Below are 23,449 nucleotides of genomic sequence, written 5' to 3'. Positions count from 1 at the left end.
CGAGCGATAAAGCCGGCTATTATAGCGGCGCCCTCTGGCTCAGGAGTTTCAGCGATCATGACTGCCACAAAACCGGAAATCGTCATCACTTATTGCACGCAGTGCCAATGGCTATTGCGCGCCGCGTGGCTCGCGCAAGAGCTGCTCAGCACCTTCGGCGACGATTTGGGCAAAGTGTCACTGGTGCCGGGCACCGGCGGGGTGTTCCACATCATCTGCAACGATGTGCAGATCTGGGAGCGCAAGGCCGATGGCGGTTTCCCGGAGGCCAAGGTGCTCAAGCAGCGAGTGCGCGATCAGATCGATCCTGAGCGCGACCTCGGCCACAACGACCGAACTCAGTGAGACGCCGCTTCGGCCGCGACGGTTTTCTTGTCGCTGCTGCCTGACATCCGGCTCGACACCACGATGGCAACGATGATCAGCGCGCCGCCGATCAGCATGCGCAGGGTCGGATCTTCATCGAACAGCAGCCACGCCACGGTAATCCCGTACACCGGCTCCATGGCGAACACCACTGCGGCGGTGCGCGCCTTGATCACCGCCAGGCTGGCGACGAACAGACTGTGGGCAACACCGGTGCAGAACACCCCGAGCAGACCGATCCACAACCAGTCGATGGCCCGCACTTCGCTCAGTTGCGGCGCCGCCACCGGCAGCAGAAACAACGCCACCACCACGTTCTGACACAGCGCTGCCTGCACCGCCGGGATGCGCCCGGAACTGGCGCGGTTGGTCAGGGACAGCAGGGAAAACAGCAGGCCGGACAGGATCGCCCAGAGCAGGCCGTTGGTCGCGCCGCTGGCCAGATCGAACGCGGGGGTCACCAGCACCAGCCCGACACTGACCAGCGCCACCAACACGATTTCGTTGACGCGGATGCGTTCGCGGAAAATCAGCCCCTCGAGGATTACCGTGAAGGCCGGGAAACTGGCGAAGCCCAGGGTCGCAATGGCGACGCCCGCGACCTTGACCGCGATGAAGAAACTCACCCAGTGCCCGGCCAGCAGCACGCCGCTCAGGGCCAGTCGCCGCCAGTCCACGGCCTGCAGCTTCTGCCAGCCGCCCTGTCGAGCGAAGCGGGCGAAAAATGCCAGGGCCAGCACGGCAAACGCGGCGCGGCCGAACACGATGACGGCGGGCGTCGCAGCCGCGAGTTTGCCGAAGACGCCGGTCAGGCCGAACATCAGTGCGCCGATATGGAGAGCGCCAAGGGCGGTACGGGGAGTCATTGCAGTCCTTTTTCCAAACACCATTTCAGGCACACATTGAAGCGTGTCACGGCGCAGAAGTCTGTCGGCAGGCTATCGGCTTTTGTCGTCAGCCTCGCGTCGCAATTGTGTAGGAGAGGTACCGAATTCACGCAGGACGGCGGCCGCGAAGGCACTTTGCGAGTTGTAGCCGACACGGCTGGCCACTTCACCGACGGGCAGCGTGGTGTTGCGCAACAGCGCCACGGCTTTATGCAGCCGGCGACTGCGAATGTAGTCCATCGGCGTTTGCCCGCATTCGGCGACGAATCGCGCATGCAATCGGGCGCTGGACAATCCGGCGACGCGTGCCAGATCCGCGACTTGCAGCGGATAGGCCGCGTACTGCTCGATGTGCGCATCGAGTGCCGCGTAGGGCAGGCGGCGCGCGACGATCTCGGTGGGTGGCGCGTGGTTCAGGCTCGCCAGCAACAGCACCGCGCCCTGTTGCGCGATCAACGGATCGTCTACCGGAATGTTCGCCAGCCAGTTGACCAATTGACCTTGCCCGGCATCCAGCGACAACCGCGCGGCGTTGTCCAGCAGGCGACGGCTGGCATCGGCGTGATCACCCAGCGAACGTGTCAGCCATTGCTCGTCGGGCACATCCAGCACTAGACAGCGGCTGCCGTTGGGACTGCCGCACGCATGATGCGCGCCGGCGGGGATCACCACGAAGCTCTGCTGCAACACCTGGCTGCCGCGCCCTTCGACTTCGAATTCCAGCGCGCCGGACAGGCCGAACACCAGTTGGGCGTGGTCGTGGCTGTGGGTGATCAGGTCGTGGCTGTAATGGCGCAGGGTCAGGATCGGTTGCATGGCGGTCTCCGGGCGAGCCGCCAGTCTACACCGGCGCGGGGGCGAGGCGTTTGTCACAAGACTGACGTACGCCTGTCATGGTCGATTCACCGGACACGTGCACAGTGGCGAAAACATCGCAGAGGGTTGCCCATGACCAGCGCCGAGCTCGCCAGACCCAGCCGTAAACAACGGGTGCGCACCCTGTGGATCTCCGATGTGCACCTGGGCACGCGGGATTGCCAGGCCGAGCACCTGTCGCAGTTTCTCAAGGGCTATCACGCCGACAAGATCTATCTGGTGGGCGATATCATCGACGGCTGGAAACTGCGCGGTGGCATGTACTGGCCCCAGGCGCATACCAACGTGATCCGCCGCTTGCTGACCATGAGCAAGCGCGGCACCGAGGTGATCTACGTCACCGGCAACCACGATGAGTTTCTGCGCCGCTATTCAAAACTGATTCTGGGCAATATCCAGCTGGTCGACGAAGCCGTGCACGTCACCGCCGATGGCCGGCACCTGCTGGTGATTCACGGTGACCAGTTCGACGTGATCACCCGTTACCACCGCTGGCTCGCGTTCCTCGGCGATTCGGCCTATGAATTCACCCTGACCCTCAACCGCTGGCTCAATCACTGGCGGGCGAAATACGGCTACGGCTACTGGTCGCTGTCGGCCTATCTCAAGCACAAGGTGAAGACCGCAGTCAGCTTCATCAGCGACTTCGAAGAAGCCATCGCCCACGAATGCGTCAAGCGCGAATTGCACGGGGTGGTCTGCGGGCACATTCACCACGCCGAGATCCGCAAGGTCGGCGAGGTGGATTACCTCAATTGTGGCGACTGGGTGGAGTCGTGCACGGCGCTGATCGAACACTGGGACGGCACGATCGAACTGTATCGCCTGGCGGATGCACAGGCGCGAGAGGCCGAACTGAAAGCGGCGAAGGTTGCCGAGCTGGCCTGAGTCTTCAAATCAACTCAGGCCGGGGCGTGCTCTTCCATCGCCGCCTTGTAAATCGAATTTTTTGGCTGGGCGAACAGCCTTTCCATCATCGGCTCGAAGAAGCTCAGCGGCAGGGTGTCGTACTCGGGATCGAACGCCGCCGCGTCATATTTGGCGCAGAACTCCGCGGTCGGCAGAAACTGCGGGTGATCGCTGAACTGTTCGCGCAGGTGCCGATCCATGCCCAGGTGATGGAAGAAGTAGTAGCCCTGGAAGATCCCGTGCTTTTCCACCATCCACAGGTTCTCGGCGCTGACGAACGGCTTGAGAATGGCGGCGGCGATGTCCGGGTGATTGTAGGAGCCGAGGGTGTCGCCGATGTCGTGGAGCAGGGCGCAGACCACGTATTCCTCGTCGCGCCCGTCGCGAAAGGCGCGGGTGGCGGTTTGCAGCGAGTGGGTCAGGCGATCCACCGGGAAACCGCCGAAATCGCCTTCGAGCAGTTTCAGGTGCGCCACGATCCGTCCCGGCAGTTGGCGGGCGTAGGCGCTGAAATCCGCCGCGATGATCGCCCAGTCTTCCTGGGTGCCGTCCTTCATGTGGGTGAAACGGGCCGTGGCATTCATCGGCAGTCCTCTTGGTCGGAGTTTTTAGAACGGCACGCGGCCCAGGATCATGTCGCGGTACATGACGAAATCGCCAAGCAGGCTGTAGAACGGGTGCTGGAAGGTGGCCGGGCGGTTTTTCTCGAAAAAGAAATGGCCGACCCAGGCAAAGCTGTAGCCGGCCAGCGGCAGGGCGAGCAACAGCAGCCAGGCGCCCTTGGCGATGGTCAGGGCGAGAATGAAGATCACCAGCGTCGTGCCGATGAAATGCAGGCGACGGCAGGTGCTGTTGCTGTGCTCGCTGAGGTAATACGGATAGAACTCGGCGAAGCTGTTGAAAGGCTTGAGGGTTTCCACGACTGCGATCTCTGTGGTTATTGTTCTGATTGCAAGTTGTTCGGCGGGTAGCTTATTTGAGTCTAGAGTGATCAATGGCGTCGGCCAGTGACAATCGGCGCCACTTTACTATCCTTGGGAAATCGGCCGTAGTATGCGGCTCACCATGTCATCCAAGAAAAAACGCCATGAGCGAAAGAACGACTTCTGCAAGCTGGGCGATGGGGATTGTCAAGGCACTGGAAATGGACGGCCTGGATTGCCGGGTTCTGTTCAGACAGCTGGGGCTCGACTACGCGGCGCTGGAGGATCCGGATGCACGCTTCCCACAGGACTCCATGACCCGACTCTGGCAACGGGCGGTCGAACTGTCCGGCAATCCGGCGATCGGCCTGAACATGGGCAAGGTGGTGCGGCCGGCGTCGTTCCATGTCGCGGGTTATGCGCTGATGTCCAGCAATACGCTGGCGGAAGGTTTTCAGCGACTGGTGCGTTATCAGCGAATCATCGCCGAAAGTGCCGACCTGAGTTTTCGCCTGCTCGACGAAGGTTATGCGCTGATCCTGACGGTGCACGGCGATCATCTGCCGCCGACCCGCCAGAGTGCCGAAGCCTCGCTGGCCTGCGCGCTGGCGCTGTGCGGCTGGCTGACCGGGCGCACGCTGCACCCGCGCAAGGTGCTGGTGCAGGGCGATGAGCCGGATGATCTTGAACCTTACAAACAAGCCTTCCATGCACCGCTGGTGTTCAATGCGCCGTACGACGCGCTGATCTTCGAACGGGCCGACATGGAAGCGCCGCTGCCCACCGCCAACGAGGCGATGGCGCTGCTGCACGACCGGTTCGCCGGGGAGTATCTGGCGCGGTTTTCCGAAAGCCGCGTGACCCACAAGGCGCGTCAGGTGTTGTGCCGCCTGCTGCCGCAGGGCGAACCCAAGCGCGACACGGTGGCGCAGACCCTGCACTTGTCGCAGCGCACCTTGCAACGTCGTTTGCAGGAGGAGGGCACCAGTTTTCAGCAGTTGCTCGACGACACCCGCCGCGAACTGGCCGAGCAATATCTGGCGCAGCCGAGCATGACTTTGCTGGAGATTGCCTATCTGCTGGGGTTTGCCGATCCAAGCAATTTCTTTCGCGCCTTCCGCCGCTGGTTCGACACCACGCCTGGCGATTACCGGGCGCGCCTGCTCGACGCGCCGAAGGCGATCAATGACGCCAGAATGCCGGAATACACAATACAAACACCGTGATGATCTCCAGTCGGCCGAGCAGCATGCCGAACGACAGGATCCACTTGGCCGCATCCGGCAGACTGGCGAAGTTGCCGGACGGGCCGATGGTCTCGCCCAGACCCGGGCCGACGCCGGACACGGTGCTGGCGGCGCCGGTCAGTGCGGTCATCCAGTCCACGCCCAATAGCGACAGCAGCAGGGCGATCACGCAGATGGTGATCGCGAAGAAAAACGAAAAGGTCAGAATCGAACGGACAATTTCTTCGTCGAGGCGATGACCGTTGTACTTCTGCTTGATCACCGCGCGCGGGTGAATCAGTTGGTTAAGGTTGGCCTTGAGCAGGATGTAGGCGACCTGGAAACGGAAAATCTTGATCCCGCCTGCCGTCGAACCGGAACAGCCACCGACGAAGCCCAGATAGAAGAACAGCATCAGCGAAAAGTTGCCCCACAGGCTGTAGTCGCCCAGCGCAAAGCCCGTGGTGGTGACCACCGACGTCACGTTCAGCGCCACATGCCGCAGCGCCTCCAGCCAATGCAGGTTGGTGGTCCACCAGTACCAGGTGCCGAGCACCAGCCAGGTCGCCAGCAACATCCCGAGCAAGCCCTGCACCTGCTGATCCTTGATCAGCGCCCGACGATTGCCGCGCAGGGTCGCCACGTACAGGGTGAACGGCAGGCTGCCGAGAATCATCACCACCACCGCTACCCAGTGCACCGCCGGTTGCGTCCACTTGGCCAGGGACTGGTCCGAGGTCGAGAACCCGCCGGTGGAAATCGCCGACATCGCGTGGTTGATCGCATCGAACGGACTCATTCCGGCCCACCAGAACGCCAGGCTGCCGAGAATCGTGATGCCGACGTAGGCCGCCACGATCAGCCGCGCCACCATGTGCGAGCGGGGCATGACCTTTTCCGAACGGTCCGAGGACTCGGTCTGGAACAGTCGCATGCCACCGATGCGCAGCAGCGGCAGGATTGCCACCGCCATGCCGATGAAGCCGATGCCGCCGATCCAGTGCAGCAGCGAGCGCCACATCAGGATGCCGGGGGACATGTCGTCCAGGCGGTTGAGCACGGTCGCTCCGGTGGCGGTGATGCCGGACATGCTTTCGAAGAACGAGTCGGTGTAGCTGATGTGCTGGGTCAGCAAAAACGGCAGCGCGGCGAAAATGCACACCACCAGCCAGCTGCTGACGGTCAGCAGGTACATGTCGCGGGGGCGCAGGTGAATCTGTTCCGGACGACCGGGAATCACCAGCGCGAGGCCGGCGACGAAGGTAATCATGCTTGCCCAGAGGAACGACGGCAGATCGCCGGTGCGTTCGAAAATCACCAGGGTGGCCATGGGCACGACCATGGCGATGGCCAGAGTGATCAGGAAGATGCCGATGATGAAACCAATGATCCGTAAGGTCGGCAACGCCATGAAGTCCGCTCGGGCTGATGTGGGAAGGGCGCCATTCTACCTGCGGTGCAAGGCATGTAAACCGACGCGTCTGGATCACTTGCAGCTAGAATAGCCGGACATTTTTTTCAGGAGGTGGCCGATGCAGGCTCTCGACGCTTTGCTCAACCGTGTTTCCGTTCCACGACTGATCGATCCGGCCCCCACCGCCGAACAGCGCGAAGTGCTGTTTGCCGCCGCGACCCGCGCACCGGATCACGGCCATTTGCAGCCGTATCGCTTCCTGACCGTCGAAGGCGAGGCGCGTGAGCAGATGGGCGAGTTGCTGGCGCAAGCGGCGCAAATGCAGGAAGGCGAAGTCACCGAAGCGATGATCGACAAAGCGCGCAACGGCCCGCTGCGGGCGCCGCTGGTGGTCGTGGTGATTGCGAAATTGCAGGATCACGTCAAATACCCGAAGGCCGAGCAGTTGCTGGCCGCAGGCTGTGCCGCTCATGGCATTCTTCTGGCGGCTTACGCGCAGGGGATTGGCGCAGTGTGGCGCACCGGTGATCTGGCGTACTCGAAACATGTCGCCAAGGGTTTGGGCCTGACGGATGACGAGGAAGTGATCGCCTTTCTGTACCTCGGCACGCCGCAGAAAGAACCGCGGGTGGCCGAGAAGGTTGATCTGGCTGAGTTTGTCAGCGCCTGGCCAGCAAAGGCCTGACACCATCAGGGCTGAACAACAGCCCCCGGCACCAGCGGCAATTCAAGACTGGCCACAAACCCGCCCTGTGGGTGATTGGCCAGTAACAGCGTCCCGCCATGCCGCTCCGCCGCCCGTCGGGCAATCGCCAGTCCCAGGCCATGCCCGGCAGCGGTCTGCCCCGGCGCCCGATAAAACGGTTCGCCCAACTGGCCCAGATGCTCGGCCTGCACCCCCGGCCCATGGTCACGCACGCTGACCACGATCCGCTCGCCCTGACGTGACGCCTGCATTTCAATTGCCTGCCCGACCGGGTTGAAACGCTGGGCATTGCGCAGCAGGTTGTCCACGGCGCGTTCGATCATGGTCGGCCAGCCGGTCAGCGTGAGCGCGGGCTCGGTCTCCAGGCGCACGGTCTGCTCCGGCGAGCCGAGTTGCGCGTCTTTTTGCAGGGTGGCGAGCAAGGCATTCAGATCCACTTCTTCGGCGCTGGCGTTGTCGGCATCGACCCGCGCCAGTACCAGAATTTCACTGATCAGCGCTTCCAGGCGATCACACTCGCGGGTCAGGCGCGGCCAGAGTTTTTCCCGTTCTTCGGGGCTTGCCCGTTCGGCCAGGGCCAGGGCGATGCGCAGCCGTGCCAGCGGTGAACGCAATTCGTGGGAGACGTCGCGCAGCAACTGGCGCTGACTGCCGATCAGGCTTTGCAGGCGTGCACCCATGCGGTTGAAGTCATTGGCCAGCACGCCGAATTCATCGCGACGGTTGGCCAGTTGCGCCAGACTGTTTTGCTGATAGGTGGTTTGGCCGAGGTCGTGCACCGCGCCGCGCAGGCGACTGAGCGGGCGGGTGATGGAGAACGTCACCAGCAGGCTGAAGAGGGTCAGCACCACCAGCGCGATGCCCAGTGCACTCAACGGCCAGAGCAGGCTTTCGCGGTGCCAGGCGTCGAGTTCCGGGTGCGGGATGCGATAGATGAAGAGGTAGGTGTCGCCGCTTTTGTCGCTGGTGAATTCGTCGGTCAGACGGCGCCAGGGCAGGCGTCGGTCGTCGTTGTGCTGCCGCGCCTCGAAGGCTGCCGCACGCCGGGGGAAGGTGCCGCGCACCACCGGGTCGCCGGTTTCGTTCAGTACTTGCACGTCGATGTGGTACTGGCGCTTGCGCTGTTCGAGGATGTCCTGGGCGGCGTCTTCGCCCTGGGCTTCGTAGGTCTGCGTCCATTCGGCGGCCAGGGTGTTAAGGCCCGGATGGCGGCTGAGGATCCACGCGTCCTGGTTGAGCATGTGCCCCAACAGAATGGAAAGCCCTGCAACCAGAGCGATGGCCAGCCAGAAGCTGGCGAGGATACGCCAGAACAATGAACGCACAGAAAATCCTCAAACAAAGAAAACCCAACGGCGGTGAGCCGTTGGGTCGGGGCGTAACGCTAGAACATTATTGCGCCTTTTGCGGCTGTTGCGCTTTCCAGGCTTTGAACTCGGCCCATTCGGCGCGACGCTCTGCCTGTTTCTTCTGGATCTCGTCGAATTTCTTCTGTTGATCCGGTTTCAGGACGGCGCGGACATCGGATTCGGCTTTCTTGTGGTTGGCCGCCATCTCGTCCTTCATGGCTTTCTGGTCGGCTGGCGAGAGTTTCTCCAGGTATTTTTCAACCGTCTGCTTACGTTCGTGCATCTGCTCGCCCATGATCTTGCGGATCTGCTCGCGCTGTTCGCGGGACAGGTCCAGCTGGCTGTACGGGCCTTTGCCGTGCATGCCGTGCATCTGACCGCCATGGCGCGGGCCGTCCAGCGGGCCACCCATCGGGCCATCATCCTGTGGCATGGCCATGGCGACGGTCGGCAGGGCGGCGGCAAACATCAGAGCGATAAGAGTCTTGCGCATGGTGAATCTCCTTTGTCTCGTTCCCGGTACGTTCCGGATGAGTACAGATTACGGAGATCAAGGTCAGCGGCGGTCAGCGCTGTGTAAAGCTTGGGTAAACACGTTTTCGCGCCGACCTGACAAAACTGACAGACGTTCAGAGGCTGTAGTAGTAGCCACGGCTGCGCAGGGCCACGATGCGCGGGCGACCGTCGGGGTGCGGGCCGATCTTTTTGCGCAGGTTGCTGACGTGCATGTCCAGGCTGCGGTCGTACAGGGTCAGCTTGCGACCGAGGGCGATCTGCGCCAGTTCCTGTTTGTCCAGCGGCTCGCCCGGTTGCTTGAGCAGGGCTTCGAGCAGGCGGCTTTCGGAGACGGTGAGGGTGAATTCCTTTTCGTCGATGCTGACCACGCCGCGCACCGGGCTGAAGCTCAGGTCGCCCAGCTCGAGCTGGGTCGACACGGCGGCTGGATGACTGCGGCGCAGCACGGCGCGCAGGCGGGCGGTCAGTTCACGCGGATCGCAGGGTTTGGCCAGATAATCGTCGGCGCCCAGTTCCAGGCCGAGGATCCGGTCCAGCGGCTCGCCCCGCGCCGAGAGCATCAGCACCGGCAGGTCGGCGTGATCGCTGCGCAGTTGCTTGAGCAGTTCCAGACCGCTGCCGTCGGGCAGCATCACGTCCAGCACCACAGCCGCCGGCGCGGTTTCGGCCAGCGCCTTGCGGGCGCTCTGACCATCGTGGCAGGCCCGGACCTGAAAGCCTTCCTGGCTCAGCCAGCTACTCAGGAGTTCACACAACTCCTGGTCATCATCAATCAGTAACAGCTCGCTCATGACTCACTCAATTTAGCCATTGCCGACGTTTTCGGCTTGCTCCACTGGCAAAGATACCGCACAGCAGCGCCAATAGCGCTACCCCGGCCCCGGTGACGAACCATTGCTGCTGTTCGGTCAGCAGGCGCGGCAGCGGACTGGCCTGGGCTTCCTTGAGTTGCAGCTTCAGGCGCTGGTTCTCTTGGCGCAACCGGGCGAGCTGGGCGCTTTCGCGGGTGTTGTCGGCATTTTGCAGTTGTTTGCTCAGTTCTTCCCGTTGCTGCTCACTGGCCTTCAGGCGCTGCTGCAACTCGGTGATCTGACTGCCGGCGCTCAATGAAAGCGGCGTGGAGCTGCCGCCCTCGGTGGTTTCTTCACCATGGGCGGGCGCCATGATCGACAACGTGACCAACATCAGACACAACGGACCCTTGCGCATCGCGACTCCTGTTTCCAAATGGATATTGGGCAGGTTGTCGGCCGGCAAACGAGAATAATGAGCGATTGAGAGCGCGATGAACCGACAAGGTTCATCGCGCGGAGGGCTTTTGCGGGGGAGGTTACGGCAGGACTTGCTTGAACGGCTTGACGACAACACTGGCGTAGACGCCGGCGGTGACGAACGGGTCGGCATCGGCCCAGGCTTGCGCCGCGCTCAGGGAATCGAATTCGGCGACGATCAGGCTGCCGCTGAAACCTGCTGCGCCCGGATCATTGCTGTCGACCGCCGGGTGCGGGCCGGCCAGCACGATGCGGCCTTCGCCCTTGAGCACCTGCAGGCGTTCAAGGTGTGCCGGACGTGCGGCGAGACGGGCGTCCAGAGAGTTGGCAACGTCGGTGGCAATGATGGCGTAGAGCATGTCAGTCCTCGGTTTTTGGCGTTGTGGTATCGGCGTCGTGCAGGTGACGGGACAGGTAGATGCCCTGACCGACCAGGAACAGCACGGTCATGCCCAGGCTGCCGAACACCTTGAAGTCCACCCAGATGCTCTGGAAGGTGAAAGCGACGAACAGGTTGGCGGCCCCGCAGAACAGGAAAAAGGCGATCCAGGCGATGTTCAGTCGGGTCCAGACCGGATCCGGCAGGGTCAGCGCGTGGCCCATGATGCGCTTGATCAGCAGGCGGTCACCGATGAAATGGCTGCCGATGAAGGCCAGGGCGAACAGCCAGTTGACCACCGGCGCCTTCCATTTCAGGAAGGTTTCGCTGTGGAAGGCCAGAGTCAGACTGCCGAATACCAGGCAGGCGATCAGGGTCAGCCACTGGCTTTTCTCCAGCTTGCGCTGCTTGATGAAAAGCGCGCCGTACACCACCAGGGAACTGATGATCAGCATGGCGGTGGCACTGTAAATGCCGCCTACCGTCAGTTCATGGCCGGCAACATCGACGGTGCGTGGATCGAGTTTGTAGACGATGAAGAACAGCAGAAGCGGGATGAAATCGATGAATTGTTTCACAGTGAGAGCCAGAAGCTGGATGTGGCGGCATAATAACAAACATATGGGCGCGCGATAGCGCCAGCTGATTTGAGGTAACACATCCCCGTGAATGTTGATTTGCACTGCCACAGCACGGCCTCCGATGGCGCCCTGGCGCCTGCGGCACTGGTTGCGCGTGCGTTCGAGAACGGCGTGCGAGTCCTGGCCCTGACCGATCACGACACCCTTGAAGGCCTCGCCGAAGCGCGCACGGCCGCCGAGGCGCTGGGCATGCAACTGGTCAACGGCGTCGAACTGTCCTGCACCTGGGGCGGGGCGACCATTCATGTGCTCGGCTACGGTTTCGACGTCAATGCCGCGCCGTTGGTCGAGGCGATTGCTAAGTTGCACGACGGCCGCTGGCTGCGGTCAGAAGAAATAAGCCGCAAGCTCGCCCTCAAGGGCATGCCGAATGCGCTCGACGGCGCGCGGCAGATCCAGCAGGAATTGGGCGACAGCGGCAACGCGCCGGCCCGTCCGCACTTCGCCGACTGGATGGTGCGTGAAGGTTTTGTAAAGGATCGCGCCGAGGCGTTTCGCAAATGGCTCGGCGCCGGCAAGCTGGGAGACGTCAAGCTGCACTGGCCGACCCTTGAAGACACTGTCGGCACGCTGCGCGCCGCCGGGGCCTGGGTCAGCCTGGCGCATCCGTGGCACTACGATTTCACCCGCAGCAAGCGCCGAAAGCTGATTGCCGACTATATTCAAGCGGGCGGGCAGGCGATCGAAGTGGTCAATGGTCATCAGCCTGCGGAACAGGTGGGCAGCCTCGCGATCCTTGCCCGTGAGTTCGGTCTGCTGGTCAGCGCCGGCAGTGATTTCCATGGCCCTGGTGGCTGGTCCGAGATCGGCCAGTACCGGCCGGTGCCGGAGGACCTTCCACCCCTGTGGGGTCGATTCAAACATGACCCAGTTATTGCCGCCGTCTGAACAGGTAGAGAATGTGAGTCAATTTTTCCAGATTCATCCGGAAAACCCGCAAGCGCGCCTGATCAAACAGGCGGTCGAGATCATCCGCAAGGGCGGGGTGGTGGTCTATCCAACGGACTCCTCCTACGCAATCGGTTGCCAGATCGGCGACAAGAACGCCATCGAGCGCGTTCGACGCCTGCGCCAGCTCGACGAAAAACACAACTTCGCGCTGATCTGCAGCGACCTGTCGCAACTGGGCAATTACGCCAAGATCGACACCGGGACGTTTCGAATCCTCAAAGCCCATTTGCCGGGACCGTACACCTTCATTCTCAACGCCACCCGCGAAGTGCCGCGCCTGTTGCTGCATCCGAAGAAGCGCACCATCGGACTGCGGGTGCCGAGTCATCCGATCGCGCTGGCGCTGCTGGCCGAACTGGGCGAGCCGCTGATGAGCGTGACCCTGATCATGCCGGGCGATGAAGACCCGTTGAGCGATCCGTACGAAATGCGCCAGTTGCTCGAGCATCAGGTGGACCTGATCATCGACGGCGGTTCCGGCGGCATCAAGGCCTCCACCGTGATCGACCTCACGGGCGATGATCCGGAAGTGATCCGCGTCGGTTGCGGCGATCCGGCTCCATTCATGGTCGAGGCCTGAATGTCCGCAGTGGAAACCGTTGATCCCCAGGCCGGTGCCCAGCAGGAACTGCCGTTTGCCATGGTCTATGGCCAGGCGGTCACGGAAATGCCGCTGGATCTGTACATCCCGCCGGACGCGCTGGAAGTCTTCCTTGAAGCCTTCGAAGGCCCGCTCGACCTGCTGCTGTACCTGATTCGCAAACAGAACATCAACATTCTCGACATCCCGGTAGCGGAAATCACCCGTCAATACATGGGCTATGTCGAACTGATGCAGTCGGTGCGCCTGGAACTGGCCGCCGAATACCTCGTGATGGCCGCGATGCTGGCCGAGATCAAGTCGCGGATGCTGCTGCCCCGAGCCGAAACCGTCGAGGACGAAGAGGAGGACCCGCGTGCCGAGCTGATCCGTCGATTGCAAGAGTACGAGCGGTTCAAGGCTGCTGCTGAAGGCATCGATGGCCTGAGCCGGGTCGGTCGCGACGTGATCGTGCCCAAGCTCGACGCCCCGGAAGCCCGCGCGCGCAAGCTGTTGCCGGACGTGGCGCTGGAGGAAATCCTGATGTCCATGGCCGAAGTGCTGCGCCGCGGCGACATGTTCGAAAGCCATCAGGTCAGCCGCGAGGCGCTGTCCACCCGCGAGCGCATGAGCGACGTGCTGGAGCGGCTCAAGGGCGGCGGCTTTGTGCCGTTCGTCGAGCTGTTCACCGCCGAGGAGGGCAAGCTCGGGGTGGTGGTGACCTTCATGGCGATCCTTGAACTGGTCAAGGAATCCCTGATCGAGCTGGTGCAGAATGAGCCGTTCGCCGCGATCCACGTGCGAGCCCGAGCCGAATAACGAGTCCCGATATGAACCTGACTGAACCCCGCGAGCTGGCGTCCCTGCTTGAAGCCTTTCTGTTGGCCTCGGGAAAGCCGCAATCCCTGGAGCGCCTGTATGAATTGTTCGAAGAGGGTGAGCGCCCGGAACCGCCGGTCTTCAAGAAAGCCCTGACCCTGCTTGGCAAGTCCTGCGAGGGCCGGGCGTTCGAGCTCAAGGAAGTCGCGTCCGGCTATCGCCTGCAGATCCGCGAGAAGTTCGCGCCGTGGGTTGGTCGCTTGTGGGAGGAGCGTCCGCAGCGTTATTCCCGCGCGCTGCTGGAAACCATGGCGCTGATCGCCTATCGCCAGCCGATCACCCGGGGCGAGATCGAGGACGTGCGGGGCGTGGCGGTCAACACCAACATCGTCAAGACGCTGATCGAGCGCGAGTGGATCCGCATCGTCGGCTACCGTGACGTGCCGGGCAAACCGGCGATGTTCGCCACCACCAAGGCGTTTCTCGACCACTTCAACCTGAAGAACCTCGACGACCTGCCGCCGCTGGCCGAGCTGCGCGAGATCGAGGCGGATCCGGTGCTCGACTTCGACGACGCTCCCGTGCCGCCGGGCTTGCAGGAACTGGCCGACGCCAGCGCCGAGCCGGAAGAACCGAAGGAGGAAACCAGTTTCCATACGCTGCTGCTGGAGCTGGACAGCATGGAGGAGGGGATCAAGACCGACTTCGACGACTTGCTGCGTGACGGGGTGGACGGCGAATCGCTGCCGGGTGGGGTGGAATCCGATCCGGTCGAGCCGCCGGAGGAGGATGAGCCAGAACCTGAATTTGAGCCTGAATTTGAGACTGAGAGTGAGTCTGAATTTGAGCCTGAGCCCGAGCAGGAAGACGATGTACTCGGCGTGGCCGAAGCCCGGGAAAAACTGCTGGCCGCCGTCGCCCGGCTTGAACAGCCTGCGCCACAACCTGCTGCCGAGGAAGAATTGAGCGAAGAAGAAGCCGAAGCCCGCGCCCTGGCCGAAGCCATCGAAGCCGAACGCCGCGAGTTCGAGGATTGAGCATGAGCTCGACCAAGGATCCGTGCATCAGCGTCTGCAAGTTCAGCGACGACATCTGCCTCGGCTGCGGCCGCAGCAAGCGCGAGATAAGGGCCTGGAAGAAACTCGACAAGGACGACAAGCGCACTGTATTGGCCGAAGCCGCGCTGCGTCTGATCAAGCTCGGGGCCACCGGTCGGCGGAAAAAGAAATAACCTTGCCCTGATCGACTAGTCTCTGATGCGCGCGCGGCCACATCCGCGTATGATTCGCGACCCTTCGGCGATCCCTTCGCCCGAAAACCCAGATTTCAACGTTTCAGCGGCTCAATTCAGCGCCGCTGAACAGACCACACCGGGAGGTGCCCAGATGAGTGACATCAATCAGAAAGACGACCAGGAAATCGGCCCAGCAGGCGAAAAACTGCAGAAAGTCCTCGCCCGTATCGGCGTCGGCTCGCGCCGCGACGTCGAATCCTGGATCAGCCAGGGCCGGATCAAGGTCAATGGCAAAGACGCCACCCTCGGCCTGCGTGTCGACATGCACGACGCCATCACCATTGATGGCAAGGTCATCAAGCGTGAAGAAGCCGCCGAGTCGGTTCGCCGCGTCATCATGTACAACAAGCCCGATGGCGAGATCTGCACCCGTGACGACCCGGAAGGCCGTCCGACCGTGTTCGACAAGCTGCCGCGTCCGAAAGAAGGCCGCTGGATCAACATCGGTCGTCTCGACATCAACACCACCGGTCTGTTGATGTTCACCACTGACGGTGAGCTGGCTAACCGCCTGATGCACCCGTCCTACGAGATGGACCGTGAATACGCGGTGCGTGTCCGTGGTGAAGTCGATGACGAGATGATCGAGCGCCTGAAGGCCGGCGTGGTGCTGGAAGACGGTCCGGCGCGGTTCACCGACATTCAACAGGCACCGGGCGGCGAAGGCTTCAACCACTGGTATCACTGCGTGGTGATGGAAGGCCGCAACCGTGAAGTGCGTCGCCTGTGGGAATCCCAGGGCCTGGTGGTCAGCCGCTTGAAGCGCGTGCGTTTCGGTCCGGTGTTCCTCAACTCCGACCTGCCGATGGGCCGCTGGCGCGAAATGAGCCAGTACGAAGTCGACGTGCTGAGCGCCGAAGTTGGCCTGACCCCGGTGGCCATGCCGCAACTGAACGCCAAGAGCAAAGACAAGCTCGACCGGATGCAGCGCAAGTCGTCGCGTCCGATGGCCCGTACCGAGCGCGTGCGTACCCTGCGTCCGGCCAACGGTGCACCGATTGGCGCCGGTTCGCGTCCGGTCCGCGAGCCGCAGATCGAAGGCGAGCGTCCGGGTCGCAAGCCGGCAGCGCGCCCGGATGGCGAGCGCGGTCCACGCACGCCGCGTCCGGCCAATGGCCGTACCGAGCGTGGCGAAGGTCGCGGTACGCCGGTGGCCGATCGTCCAGCCGAGACCAAGCGCCCGGCCAAGCCGGCGCCGAAGCGTCCAGGCATCAAGCTGGCTGACGATGACAAACCGTCGGGTAAGCGCCGTGGCGCACCGGCCGGTTCCGGCCAGCGTCCGGGTTTCGGTCGCAAGAAGCCGGAATAAGGCCGTTGTAAGCTTCGAGCGGTCAGCTCCAGGCTGAAAACGGAAACGCCAACCTCAGGGTTGGCGTTTTTTTTTGGACTTTTTATTTCTTTTTTTGGGTGTGTTTTCTTGTTTTAAAACAAAAAAACTCACCGCCTTTCAAATGGTTAGGCAGCTAACGTCAATCACAAGCGCGGCTTCGATCGGTCTGGGGTGGAAATTTTTCGTTACGCACTGTCAGTGAATATTTACGAAAAAGCCGCCGTGGTCCCGTGAATCAGGTGGCGTTGTCCGGCTGTAAGGAAAATCTGCCGCAGCCAAGCGCGCCGGGCCTTGCGCAGTGCGCTGGCGCGCTTGTTTCAGCGTCGTTTGGAAGGTGAGATGCGCTGCATGCCTGTCGTGCAGGTGCATAACAAGAAGGAGGCGCAATGAACGCCGTTATCCATTTTCACTTCTCCACGTGGGGCGGATTTTCCATCGTCCCCGCCGAAGGCCTGCAAAGGCCTGACTCAATTTTTGCAGCCGCCCGGGCCTCCCGGGGTGGACACACGCAATCCCGGCAACCGACACGCTGATCCGGCGAGGTCTGGCAGCAGGGGGTTAGCGGTGTACAATGCGCCGCGTTTTAACTGTGACCCTCTGCGTAATCGCGCAAACCTCAAGGTTTATCCGCCTTGTTCACTCCGCCGCGTCACAAGCGTGTCGGGTTCGATTTCGTCACAGATAAAAACAAACAGGTGACGCATGACCGTTGTAAAAAAGCTGAATTCCTGGTGCCTGCGCTGGGGTTTGATCAGGGTTGGCTGAAATCGCAACCTTGCAGCAACGTCTACTGAACATCATCAAACCTTGCGTGAGACCTTTTTCATGAGTGGACAAAACTCGCAATCAGGCGAGCTGAAACGCGGCCTGAAAAATCGCCATATTCAACTGATCGCCCTCGGTGGCGCGATCGGTACCGGATTGTTCCTCGGCTCTGCCGGGGTGCTGAAATCCGCCGGGCCGTCGATGATCCTCGGCTATGCCATCTGCGGCTTCATCGCCTTCATGATCATGCGCCAGCTCGGCGAGATGATTGTCGAAGAGCCGGTGGCCGGTTCCTTCAGTCACTTTGCACACAAATACTGGGGCGGCTTCGCCGGCTTCCTGTCGGGCTGGAACTGCTGGATCCTGTACATCCTGGTGGGCATGTCGGAGCTGACCGCGGTCGGCAAATACATCCACTACTGGGCGCCGGAGATCCCGAGCTGGGTCACTGCAGCCGCATTCTTCGTGCTGATCAATGCGATCAACCTGGCCAACGTCAAAGTCTTCGGTGAAGCCGAATTCTGGTTCGCGATCATCAAGGTCGTGGCGATCGTCGGCATGATCGCCCTGGGCAGCTACCTGCTGGTCAGCGGCCACGGTGGCGAGCAGGCGGCGGTGAGCAACCTGTGGTCCCACGGCGGCTTTTTCCCGAACGGCGTCAGCGGTCTGGTGATGGCCATGGCGATCATCATGTTCTCCTTCGGTGGCCTGGAAATGCTCGGTTTCACCGCAGCCGAAGCCGACAAGCCGAAAACCGTGATCCCGAAAGCGATCAATCAGGTGATCTACCGGATCCTGATTTTCTACATCGGCGCACTGGTGATCCTGCTGTCGCTGACCCCGTGGGACAGCCTGCTGGAAACGCTTAATGCTTCGGGCGATTCCTACAGCGGCAGCCCGTTCGTGCAGGTGTTCTCGATGCTCGGCAGCAACACCGCCGCGCACATCCTCAACTTCGTGGTCCTGACGGCGGCCTTGTCGGTGTACAACAGCGGCACCTACTGCAACAGCCGCATGCTGCTGGGCATGGCCGAGCAGGGCGATGCGCCGAAGGCGCTGGCGAAGATCGACAAGCGCGGCGTGCCGGTGCGTTCGATCCTGGCGTCGGCGGCGGTGACTCTGGTGGCCGTGCTGCTTAACTACCTGATCCCGCAACACGCGCTGGAACTGCTGATGTCGCTGGTGGTTGCAACGCTGGTGATCAACTGGGCGATGATCAGCTTCTCGCACTTCAAGTTCCGCCAGCACATGAACAAGACCCACCAGAAGCCGCTGTTCAAGGCGCTGTGGTATCCGTACGGCAACTACGTCTGCCTGGCGTTCGTCCTGTTCATCCTCGGTGTGATGCTGCTGATTCCGGGCATTCAGGTCTCGGTGTACGCGATTCCGGTGTGGGTGGTGTTCATGTGGGTCTGCTACGTGATCAAGAACAAGCGCAGCGATCAACGCGCGTTGCTCTCGGCCGCGGCCAAGTAGGCAACGGATGACAACAAAATAGCCGGCTTCTGCCGGCTTTTTTGTGCCCGGTCCTACGCGAAGTGACGATAGACTGCCGGCGCCAAATGAATCGAAGGAGTCGGGCATGGATCAGGTGCAAACACACTGCGAGATCGAGGGGGGCGCGCTGACGCGCGATGAGGTGCAGGCGTTGATCGCGTCCCAGCGCTTGCCGCTGCGGTTTATCGGGGTGGATTTCACCGATGTCGATCTGTCGCGCCTGATACTGGATCGCGCCGAGTTCCAGCGCTGCATTCTGCTGCGCACGCTATTGCTGGGGGCTCGCCTGGAGGAGACTCAATGGAAGGGCTGTCGTGGGGCTCACGCAGTATTCGAGGCGGCCCAGTTGCTGGAGGCCTCGTTCAGCAGCTGCGATTTGAACAACACACGCTGGCAGCGGGCGAAACTGGCGCAGGTTGTTTTCACGGGTTGCAAGCTGACCGGCGCCAACCTCAGTCACACGTCCAGTCTGGGGCTGTCGTTCAGCGAGACCCGGCTCAACAGCGCGTTTCTGGCCGGTATGTCGTTCGCCCGCACGACATTGAACGGGCTGGATTTCTCCGATGCGGATTTGAGCGATGCGGACTTTCGCAAGGCCGAGTTCGTCGAGTGCAGCCTGGCTCACGCACGTATCAACGGCGCGAGGTTTACCGATGCTGATCTGCGCGGTGCCGATCTGAGCGGTTTTCGGCTCAACGATGCCAAACTGTTCAAAGGGGCGCTGATTTCCCGGGCCCAGGCGTCGATGCTGTTGTCGGAACTGGGATTGTCTGTCGCTTAGCGACTTGAAGGTAGAGTTTCCATGCTGGTGATTTCCAACAACGTGCATCTGCCGGATGCCGAGATCGAACTGACGTACATCCGCGCCCAGGGCGCCGGTGGGCAGAACGTCAACAAGGTCTCCAGCGCCGTGCACCTGCGCTTCGACATTCCGGCCTCGTCCTTGCCCGAGTTCTACAAGGAACGACTGCTGGCGCTGCGCGACAGTCGCATCACCGGTGACGGCGTGCTGATCATCAAGGCCCAGCAGTACCGCACGCAGGAACAGAATCGCGCCGATGCGCTGGAGCGTCTGACCGAGCTGATCCTCAGCGCCACTAAAGTCGAGAAGAAGCGCCGGCCGACCAAACCGACACTGGGTTCAAAAAAGCGTCGGCTCGAATCGAAGACCAAGCGCGGCAGCATCAAGGCCGGGCGCGGCAAGGTGGATTTCTAGCCTTCGCGGTACTTGGTCGTGTGGTGGTAGAGATAGACGCTCAAGGCCAGGCCGCTCAGCGCTGCGAGGGCGGCGAACAGGAAGATCGAGGCAAAACCGAAGCCCGCAGCAATGGCTCCCGCCAGCGGTCCGGTGATGCCCAGCGACAAGTCGATGAACAACGAATAAGCCCCGACCGCCGCGCCACGGCTGGAGGCGGGCACCAGGTTCACGGCTTCCACCCCCAGCGCCGGAAACACCAGCGAGAAACCGAAACCGCTCAGTGCTGCGCCAGCCAGTGCCCAATGCGCGTCCGGCGCCAGCCACAGCAGCAGCAAGCCCAAGGTTTCCACCGTCAGGCAGGCAATCGCCACGCGAAAGCCGCCGAGGCGGTTGATCAGGTTGCCGAACAAAAGTCGCGCACCGATGAAGCTGGCGCCGAACAGGCTCAGGCACAGCACCGCGGTATCCCAGTGCTGCGTGGCGTAATACAGGGTGATGAACGTGGCGATGGTGCCGAAACCGATCGAGCCCAGCGCCAGCCCGCAGCCGTGCGGGAAGACGCGGCCGAGAACGTGCATGAATGGCAGACGCTCACCGGCCACGATCGGCGCGGCGGTCTTCGGCCAAGCCAGCAACAGCCCCAGCGTGGCGAGCAGCAGAATACTCACGCCCATGCTCCACAGACCAAAACGGCTGACCAGCCACACTCCAAGCGGCGCACCGATCGCCAGCGCGCCGTAACTGGCGATGCCGTTCCACGAGATGACTTTGGCGGTGTTGGCGGCGCCGACCCGGCCGATGCCCCAGCCGATCGAGCCTGACCCGACCAGGCTTTCAGCACTGCCCAGCACCAGGCGGCCGACGAACAGGCTGATCAGGCTCAGCAGCGGCAGGTGGGGTGTCCACGCCGAAATCAACATGAATACGCCGCTCAAGCCACAACCGGCCAGACCGATCATCACCGCATGTTTGCTGCCCTGGTTGTCGATGATCTTGCCGGCATACGGGCGGCTGAGCAGGGTGGCCAGGTATTGCACGCTGATCACCAGCCCGGCGATGACCGCGCCGAAGCCCAGGTCGCTGTGCACATAGCCGGGCAACACCGCCAGCGGAATGCCGATGTTCAGGTAGCCGATGAAGGTGAACAGGACAATGGAAACGACTTGCAGCGTGACCGCCAGGGGGCGCTGGGGTTCTGGCATAGAGGGCGACATGAATAACGATCCACGGGAAGAGCAGATTAGATAGGCTGCTCATGATACCGATGCAGACGGGTCTGGGGCGGGGAAAAGTAAAACTATTTGGCCGGGGCGACCAATTGTGTGGTGACCAGGGCGGCCAGCGCGTTTTCTTCGCTGCCGAAACGGGCGAGCAGGGCGGCCTGTTTCTCGGGCGAGAGGCGGCTCCAGATCTCGATCATCTTTTCGGTGGCGCCGATCAGGATCTCGGCCTGTTGTTCATCGAATTCTTTGGACATGGCAACTCAAGTTTCAGGCAGTGTGGAAAGCGCATGTTAGCGCTTTCCACACGGTCTGTACGGCGGGTGTTGCTTACTCTTCGCTGTCGGCCGGACGGCTCTCGGCGGCTTCTTTCGGCTCGGGCTGTTGGGCACCGGCTTGTTGCGTGGTCGTCTGCTCAGTTTCGTGCAGGCTTGGGAAGGGGAGATTCGGAATCTCGTGCATGGTTGCGCTCCTCGCTAAGTCTGTTGATAGATCTGGTAGATCCGCGCTTTCAGAAAGCTTGAGCAGGATACAGCAAGAAAAATGACAATCAGACTTTTAAATCCATTTGGTTCGACGGGCGGGATTGTCTAGACAAGTGCGACAGGGTGACGCAGGGCAAATGTAGGAGCGAGCCTGCTCGCGATGATCGTTCCCACGCGGACGCCTCGACGTGGGAACGATCAAGACCAGGAGGGAGTTATTGGCAGGCGTTGGCGATCGCTTCGGCCAGCAGGTCGAGGCGCGTCGCGTCAATCCCGGCAACGTTGGCCCGGCCCGAGCTGACCATGTACACGCTGTGATGCTCGCGCAGGTTTTTCACCTGTTCCGGCGACAGGCCAGTGTAGGAGAACATCCCGCGTTGCACGCCAATGTGCGCAAAACGCTCGCGCAGACCGTGCGGTTCCAGCGCTTCCACCAGACCGCTGCGCAACTGGGCGATGCGCAGACGCATGGCTTCGACTTCGTCGGCCCAGCGGCGTTTCAGCTCCGGGTCGGCGAGGATCGTGGCGACCACGGCCGCGCCGTGATCCGGTGGCGTCGACCACAGGTTGCGGGCGATGTGCGCCAGCTGGCTGCGGATGTCGATGAGCTTGTCGGCGGTTTTCGCGCTGACGATCAACGCACCGGTGCGGTCGCGGTACAGGCCGAAGTTCTTCGAACAGGAACTGGTGATCAGCAGTTCGGGCAACTCGGCGGCGAACAGCCGGGTTGACCACGCATCCTGCTCCAGACCGTCGCCAAAGCCCTGGTAGGCAAAATCGATCAGCGGCAGCAGATCGCGACGACGAACGACGTCCAGCACCCGCTGCCAGTCGTCGTGGCTCAGGTCGAAACCGGTCGGGTTGTGGCAGCATGCATGCAGCAGCACCACATCGCCTTTCGGCACTTCGTTGAGTACGGCGAGCATGCCATCGACGTCGAGGCGGTTGTCGCTGCCAACGTACGGGTAATGGCTGATCTTGACCCCGGCGGCCGCGAAAATCGTTTCGTGGATCGGCCAGGTCGGGTTGCTCAGCCAGACGCCCTTGCCCGGCAGGCATTGCGCGATGAAATCCGCTGCCAGGCGCAGGGCGCCCGTGCCGCCCGGGGTCTGGGTGGCGTCGGCGCGTTGCTCGGCGATCAGCGCCGAATCGGCACCGAGCACCAATTCGCTGATGACCTTACCGAACAGCGGATTGCCGTGGCCACCGATGTAGGTCTTGGTGTCCTGGCTCTCGACCAGCCGCGCCTCGGCGATTTTCACCGCCTCGGGGATCGGTGTCAGGCCCTGGGCATCCTTGTAGACGCCCACGCCGAGGTCGAACTTGCGCGGGTTGGCGTCCTGCGCGTAGGCCTCCATCAGGCCGAGGATCGGGTCGCCGGGCACCCGGCCGATGGCGTCGAAGTGCATTACTTGCGTCCTTCTGCGGTCTTGGCCACTTCGTCAGTGCGCGCGGCCATGATGAAGTCGTTGCGGTGCAGGCCCTTGATCGAGTGGCTCCACCAGGTCACGGTGACTTTGCCCCACTCGGTCAGCAGGCCCGGGTGGTGACCTTCGGCCTCGGAGATTTCGCCGACGGCGTTGGTGAAAGCCAGCGCGTGCTTGAAATTCTTGAACAGGAACACTTTTTCCAGCTGCATGATGCTGTCACGCACTTCGATGTTCCAGTCAGGGATCTGCTTGATCAGGATCGGCAATTCTTCGTCACTGACTTGTGGAGCATCGGCACGGCAGGCTTCGCAATGGGCTTGGTTCAACGTGGACATGGTGGACTTCCTGAAATCTGAAGGTGTTTTTTTATATTGGCCGTCAAAGTCGCCACGCTAAACCAAAGTGGCGACGACTGAC

At 62.0% G+C, this 23,449-nt stretch carries 29 protein-coding genes; 13 read left to right on the top strand and 16 right to left on the bottom strand.

Annotated features, from left to right (window positions below; genetic code table 11):
- The first annotated feature begins 57 nt into the window (after positions 1 to 57).
- Positions 58 to 345: a SelT/SelW/SelH family protein gene (locus tag ACKJSM_RS15825; protein WP_236181665.1), complete on the top strand. Its 288-nt coding sequence runs from the start codon at positions 58 to 60 to the stop codon at positions 343 to 345.
- Here ACKJSM_RS15825 and ACKJSM_RS15820 read toward each other — a convergent pair.
- Positions 339 to 1,232 carry a DMT family transporter gene (locus ACKJSM_RS15820; protein ID WP_410238209.1) on the bottom strand — a complete coding sequence of 298 codons (894 nt, stop codon included), beginning with the start codon at positions 1,230 to 1,232 and terminating at the stop codon, positions 339 to 341. The genes ACKJSM_RS15825 and ACKJSM_RS15820 overlap by 7 nt on opposite strands.
- Before the next feature lie 72 nt (positions 1,233 to 1,304).
- On the bottom strand, positions 1,305 to 2,069 hold the full coding sequence (locus ACKJSM_RS15815) for an AraC family transcriptional regulator (RefSeq protein WP_410238208.1): 765 nt from the start codon (positions 2,067 to 2,069) through the stop codon (positions 1,305 to 1,307).
- A 132-nt stretch (positions 2,070 to 2,201) separates the two neighbouring features.
- Between ACKJSM_RS15815 and ACKJSM_RS15810 the strand changes: the two genes are divergently transcribed.
- Positions 2,202 to 3,017 (top strand): UDP-2,3-diacylglucosamine diphosphatase, encoded by an 816-nt coding sequence (locus ACKJSM_RS15810; RefSeq protein ID WP_007958385.1) that lies wholly within the window; start codon positions 2,202 to 2,204, stop codon positions 3,015 to 3,017.
- 14 nt (positions 3,018 to 3,031) lie between these two features.
- Here the strand turns inward: ACKJSM_RS15810 and ACKJSM_RS15805 are convergent, their stop codons facing one another.
- Both ACKJSM_RS15805 and ACKJSM_RS15800 read right to left on the bottom strand, forming a co-directional pair.
- Positions 3,032 to 3,622, bottom strand: coding sequence for an HD domain-containing protein (locus tag ACKJSM_RS15805; protein WP_236181662.1), 591 nt, complete (start codon positions 3,620 to 3,622; stop codon positions 3,032 to 3,034).
- Between the two features lie 24 nt (positions 3,623 to 3,646).
- Positions 3,647 to 3,958 (bottom strand): DUF962 domain-containing protein, encoded by a 312-nt coding sequence (locus ACKJSM_RS15800; protein WP_041475173.1) that lies wholly within the window; start codon positions 3,956 to 3,958, stop codon positions 3,647 to 3,649.
- Between the two features lie 167 nt (positions 3,959 to 4,125).
- On the opposite strand from ACKJSM_RS15800, the gene ACKJSM_RS15795 reads away from it, so the two are divergent.
- Positions 4,126 to 5,187, top strand: a complete 1,062-nt coding sequence (locus tag ACKJSM_RS15795) for an AraC family transcriptional regulator (protein WP_410238207.1) — start codon at positions 4,126 to 4,128, stop codon at positions 5,185 to 5,187.
- On the opposite strand, the gene ACKJSM_RS15790 is transcribed toward ACKJSM_RS15795, so the two are convergent.
- A complete protein-coding gene (locus ACKJSM_RS15790) occupies positions 5,144 to 6,598 on the bottom strand; it encodes a TrkH family potassium uptake protein (protein ID WP_236181660.1) in 1,455 nt (484 codons plus the stop codon). The two genes, ACKJSM_RS15795 and ACKJSM_RS15790, sit on opposite strands and share 44 nt — an antisense overlap.
- A gap of 121 nt (positions 6,599 to 6,719) precedes the next feature.
- On the opposite strand from ACKJSM_RS15790, the gene ACKJSM_RS15785 reads away from it, so the two are divergent.
- The gene (locus tag ACKJSM_RS15785; RefSeq protein ID WP_410238206.1) at positions 6,720 to 7,286 is read left to right on the top strand and encodes a nitroreductase family protein; all 567 of its coding nucleotides are present in this window, start codon (positions 6,720 to 6,722) and stop codon (positions 7,284 to 7,286) included.
- 5 nt (positions 7,287 to 7,291) lie between these two features.
- Here ACKJSM_RS15785 and ACKJSM_RS15780 read toward each other — a convergent pair whose 3' ends face one another.
- The 6 genes from ACKJSM_RS15780 to ACKJSM_RS15755 all read right to left on the bottom strand — a co-directional run bounded on the left by ACKJSM_RS15780 (position 7,292) and on the right by ACKJSM_RS15755 (position 11,400).
- Positions 7,292 to 8,632, bottom strand: a complete 1,341-nt coding sequence (locus tag ACKJSM_RS15780) for a HAMP domain-containing sensor histidine kinase (protein WP_339489605.1) — start codon at positions 8,630 to 8,632, stop codon at positions 7,292 to 7,294.
- A gap of 67 nt (positions 8,633 to 8,699) precedes the next feature.
- Positions 8,700 to 9,149 (bottom strand): Spy/CpxP family protein refolding chaperone, encoded by a 450-nt coding sequence (locus ACKJSM_RS15775; RefSeq protein WP_236181657.1) that lies wholly within the window; start codon positions 9,147 to 9,149, stop codon positions 8,700 to 8,702.
- A gap of 136 nt (positions 9,150 to 9,285) precedes the next feature.
- The gene (locus ACKJSM_RS15770) at positions 9,286 to 9,963 is read right to left on the bottom strand and encodes a response regulator transcription factor (RefSeq protein WP_007958370.1); all 678 of its coding nucleotides are present in this window, start codon (positions 9,961 to 9,963) and stop codon (positions 9,286 to 9,288) included.
- A gap of 7 nt (positions 9,964 to 9,970) precedes the next feature.
- On the bottom strand, positions 9,971 to 10,381 hold the full coding sequence (locus tag ACKJSM_RS15765; RefSeq protein WP_339489599.1) for a translation initiation factor 2: 411 nt from the start codon (positions 10,379 to 10,381) through the stop codon (positions 9,971 to 9,973).
- Between the two features lie 121 nt (positions 10,382 to 10,502).
- Complete coding sequence (locus ACKJSM_RS15760) at positions 10,503 to 10,802, bottom strand: YciI family protein (RefSeq protein WP_339489597.1); 300 nt, start codon at positions 10,800 to 10,802, stop codon at positions 10,503 to 10,505.
- 1 nt (position 10,803) lies between these two features.
- Complete coding sequence (locus ACKJSM_RS15755; RefSeq protein ID WP_011333003.1) at positions 10,804 to 11,400, bottom strand: septation protein A; 597 nt, start codon at positions 11,398 to 11,400, stop codon at positions 10,804 to 10,806.
- A gap of 87 nt (positions 11,401 to 11,487) precedes the next feature.
- Here ACKJSM_RS15755 and ACKJSM_RS15750 point away from each other — a divergent pair, with 87 nt between their 5' ends.
- The 9 genes from ACKJSM_RS15750 (at position 11,488) to arfB (ending at position 19,915) form a co-directional block, all read left to right on the top strand.
- Positions 11,488 to 12,351 carry a PHP domain-containing protein gene (locus tag ACKJSM_RS15750; RefSeq protein ID WP_236181654.1) on the top strand — a complete coding sequence of 288 codons (864 nt, stop codon included), beginning with the start codon at positions 11,488 to 11,490 and terminating at the stop codon, positions 12,349 to 12,351.
- A gap of 13 nt (positions 12,352 to 12,364) precedes the next feature.
- Entirely contained in the window at positions 12,365 to 12,994 is a 630-nt protein-coding gene (locus ACKJSM_RS15745) for an L-threonylcarbamoyladenylate synthase (protein WP_108563655.1), read from the top strand.
- Positions 12,995 to 13,114: 120 nt separating this feature from the next.
- Positions 13,115 to 13,813, top strand: a complete 699-nt coding sequence (locus ACKJSM_RS15740) for a segregation and condensation protein A (RefSeq protein WP_236181677.1) — start codon at positions 13,115 to 13,117, stop codon at positions 13,811 to 13,813.
- An 11-nt stretch (positions 13,814 to 13,824) separates the two neighbouring features.
- Positions 13,825 to 14,850 carry an SMC-Scp complex subunit ScpB gene (gene scpB / locus ACKJSM_RS15735; protein ID WP_410238205.1) on the top strand — a complete coding sequence of 342 codons (1,026 nt, stop codon included), beginning with the start codon at positions 13,825 to 13,827 and terminating at the stop codon, positions 14,848 to 14,850.
- A 2-nt stretch (positions 14,851 to 14,852) separates the two neighbouring features.
- Complete coding sequence (locus ACKJSM_RS15730; RefSeq protein WP_007958358.1) at positions 14,853 to 15,044, top strand: DUF1289 domain-containing protein; 192 nt, start codon at positions 14,853 to 14,855, stop codon at positions 15,042 to 15,044.
- A gap of 154 nt (positions 15,045 to 15,198) precedes the next feature.
- Positions 15,199 to 16,416 carry a 23S rRNA pseudouridine(2605) synthase RluB gene (rluB, locus tag ACKJSM_RS15725; RefSeq protein WP_410238204.1) on the top strand — a complete coding sequence of 406 codons (1,218 nt, stop codon included), beginning with the start codon at positions 15,199 to 15,201 and terminating at the stop codon, positions 16,414 to 16,416.
- An 846-nt stretch (positions 16,417 to 17,262) separates the two neighbouring features.
- Complete coding sequence (locus tag ACKJSM_RS15720; RefSeq protein WP_410238203.1) at positions 17,263 to 18,678, top strand: amino acid permease; 1,416 nt, start codon at positions 17,263 to 17,265, stop codon at positions 18,676 to 18,678.
- A gap of 106 nt (positions 18,679 to 18,784) precedes the next feature.
- The gene (locus tag ACKJSM_RS15715) at positions 18,785 to 19,480 is read left to right on the top strand and encodes a pentapeptide repeat-containing protein (protein WP_410238202.1); all 696 of its coding nucleotides are present in this window, start codon (positions 18,785 to 18,787) and stop codon (positions 19,478 to 19,480) included.
- A gap of 21 nt (positions 19,481 to 19,501) precedes the next feature.
- Entirely contained in the window at positions 19,502 to 19,915 is a 414-nt protein-coding gene (arfB, locus tag ACKJSM_RS15710) for an alternative ribosome rescue aminoacyl-tRNA hydrolase ArfB (RefSeq protein ID WP_011333010.1), read from the top strand.
- On the opposite strand, the gene ACKJSM_RS15705 is transcribed toward arfB, so the two are convergent.
- The 5 genes from ACKJSM_RS15705 to ACKJSM_RS15685 all read right to left on the bottom strand — a co-directional run bounded on the left by ACKJSM_RS15705 (position 19,912) and on the right by ACKJSM_RS15685 (position 23,367).
- Entirely contained in the window at positions 19,912 to 21,099 is a 1,188-nt protein-coding gene (locus ACKJSM_RS15705; RefSeq protein ID WP_410238215.1) for an MFS transporter, read from the bottom strand. The genes arfB and ACKJSM_RS15705 overlap by 4 nt on opposite strands.
- Before the next feature lie 95 nt (positions 21,100 to 21,194).
- Positions 21,195 to 21,374 (bottom strand): hypothetical protein, encoded by a 180-nt coding sequence (locus ACKJSM_RS15700; RefSeq protein ID WP_007958348.1) that lies wholly within the window; start codon positions 21,372 to 21,374, stop codon positions 21,195 to 21,197.
- Between the two features lie 73 nt (positions 21,375 to 21,447).
- Complete coding sequence (locus tag ACKJSM_RS15695) at positions 21,448 to 21,579, bottom strand: hypothetical protein (protein WP_007958347.1); 132 nt, start codon at positions 21,577 to 21,579, stop codon at positions 21,448 to 21,450.
- Between the two features lie 238 nt (positions 21,580 to 21,817).
- Positions 21,818 to 23,011, bottom strand: a complete 1,194-nt coding sequence (locus ACKJSM_RS15690) for an amino acid aminotransferase (protein ID WP_410238201.1) — start codon at positions 23,009 to 23,011, stop codon at positions 21,818 to 21,820.
- The gene (locus tag ACKJSM_RS15685; protein ID WP_003222798.1) at positions 23,011 to 23,367 is read right to left on the bottom strand and encodes a 4a-hydroxytetrahydrobiopterin dehydratase; all 357 of its coding nucleotides are present in this window, start codon (positions 23,365 to 23,367) and stop codon (positions 23,011 to 23,013) included. The genes ACKJSM_RS15690 and ACKJSM_RS15685 overlap by 1 nt, the downstream gene beginning before the upstream one ends.
- Positions 23,368 to 23,449: the final 82 nt, after the last annotated feature.

The sequence above is a fragment of the Pseudomonas sp. PHC1 genome, assembly GCF_046487845.1.
Taxonomy (GTDB): domain Bacteria; phylum Pseudomonadota; class Gammaproteobacteria; order Pseudomonadales; family Pseudomonadaceae; genus Aquipseudomonas; species Aquipseudomonas sputi.
This window is presented reverse-complemented; position numbering and strand designations above follow the sequence as displayed.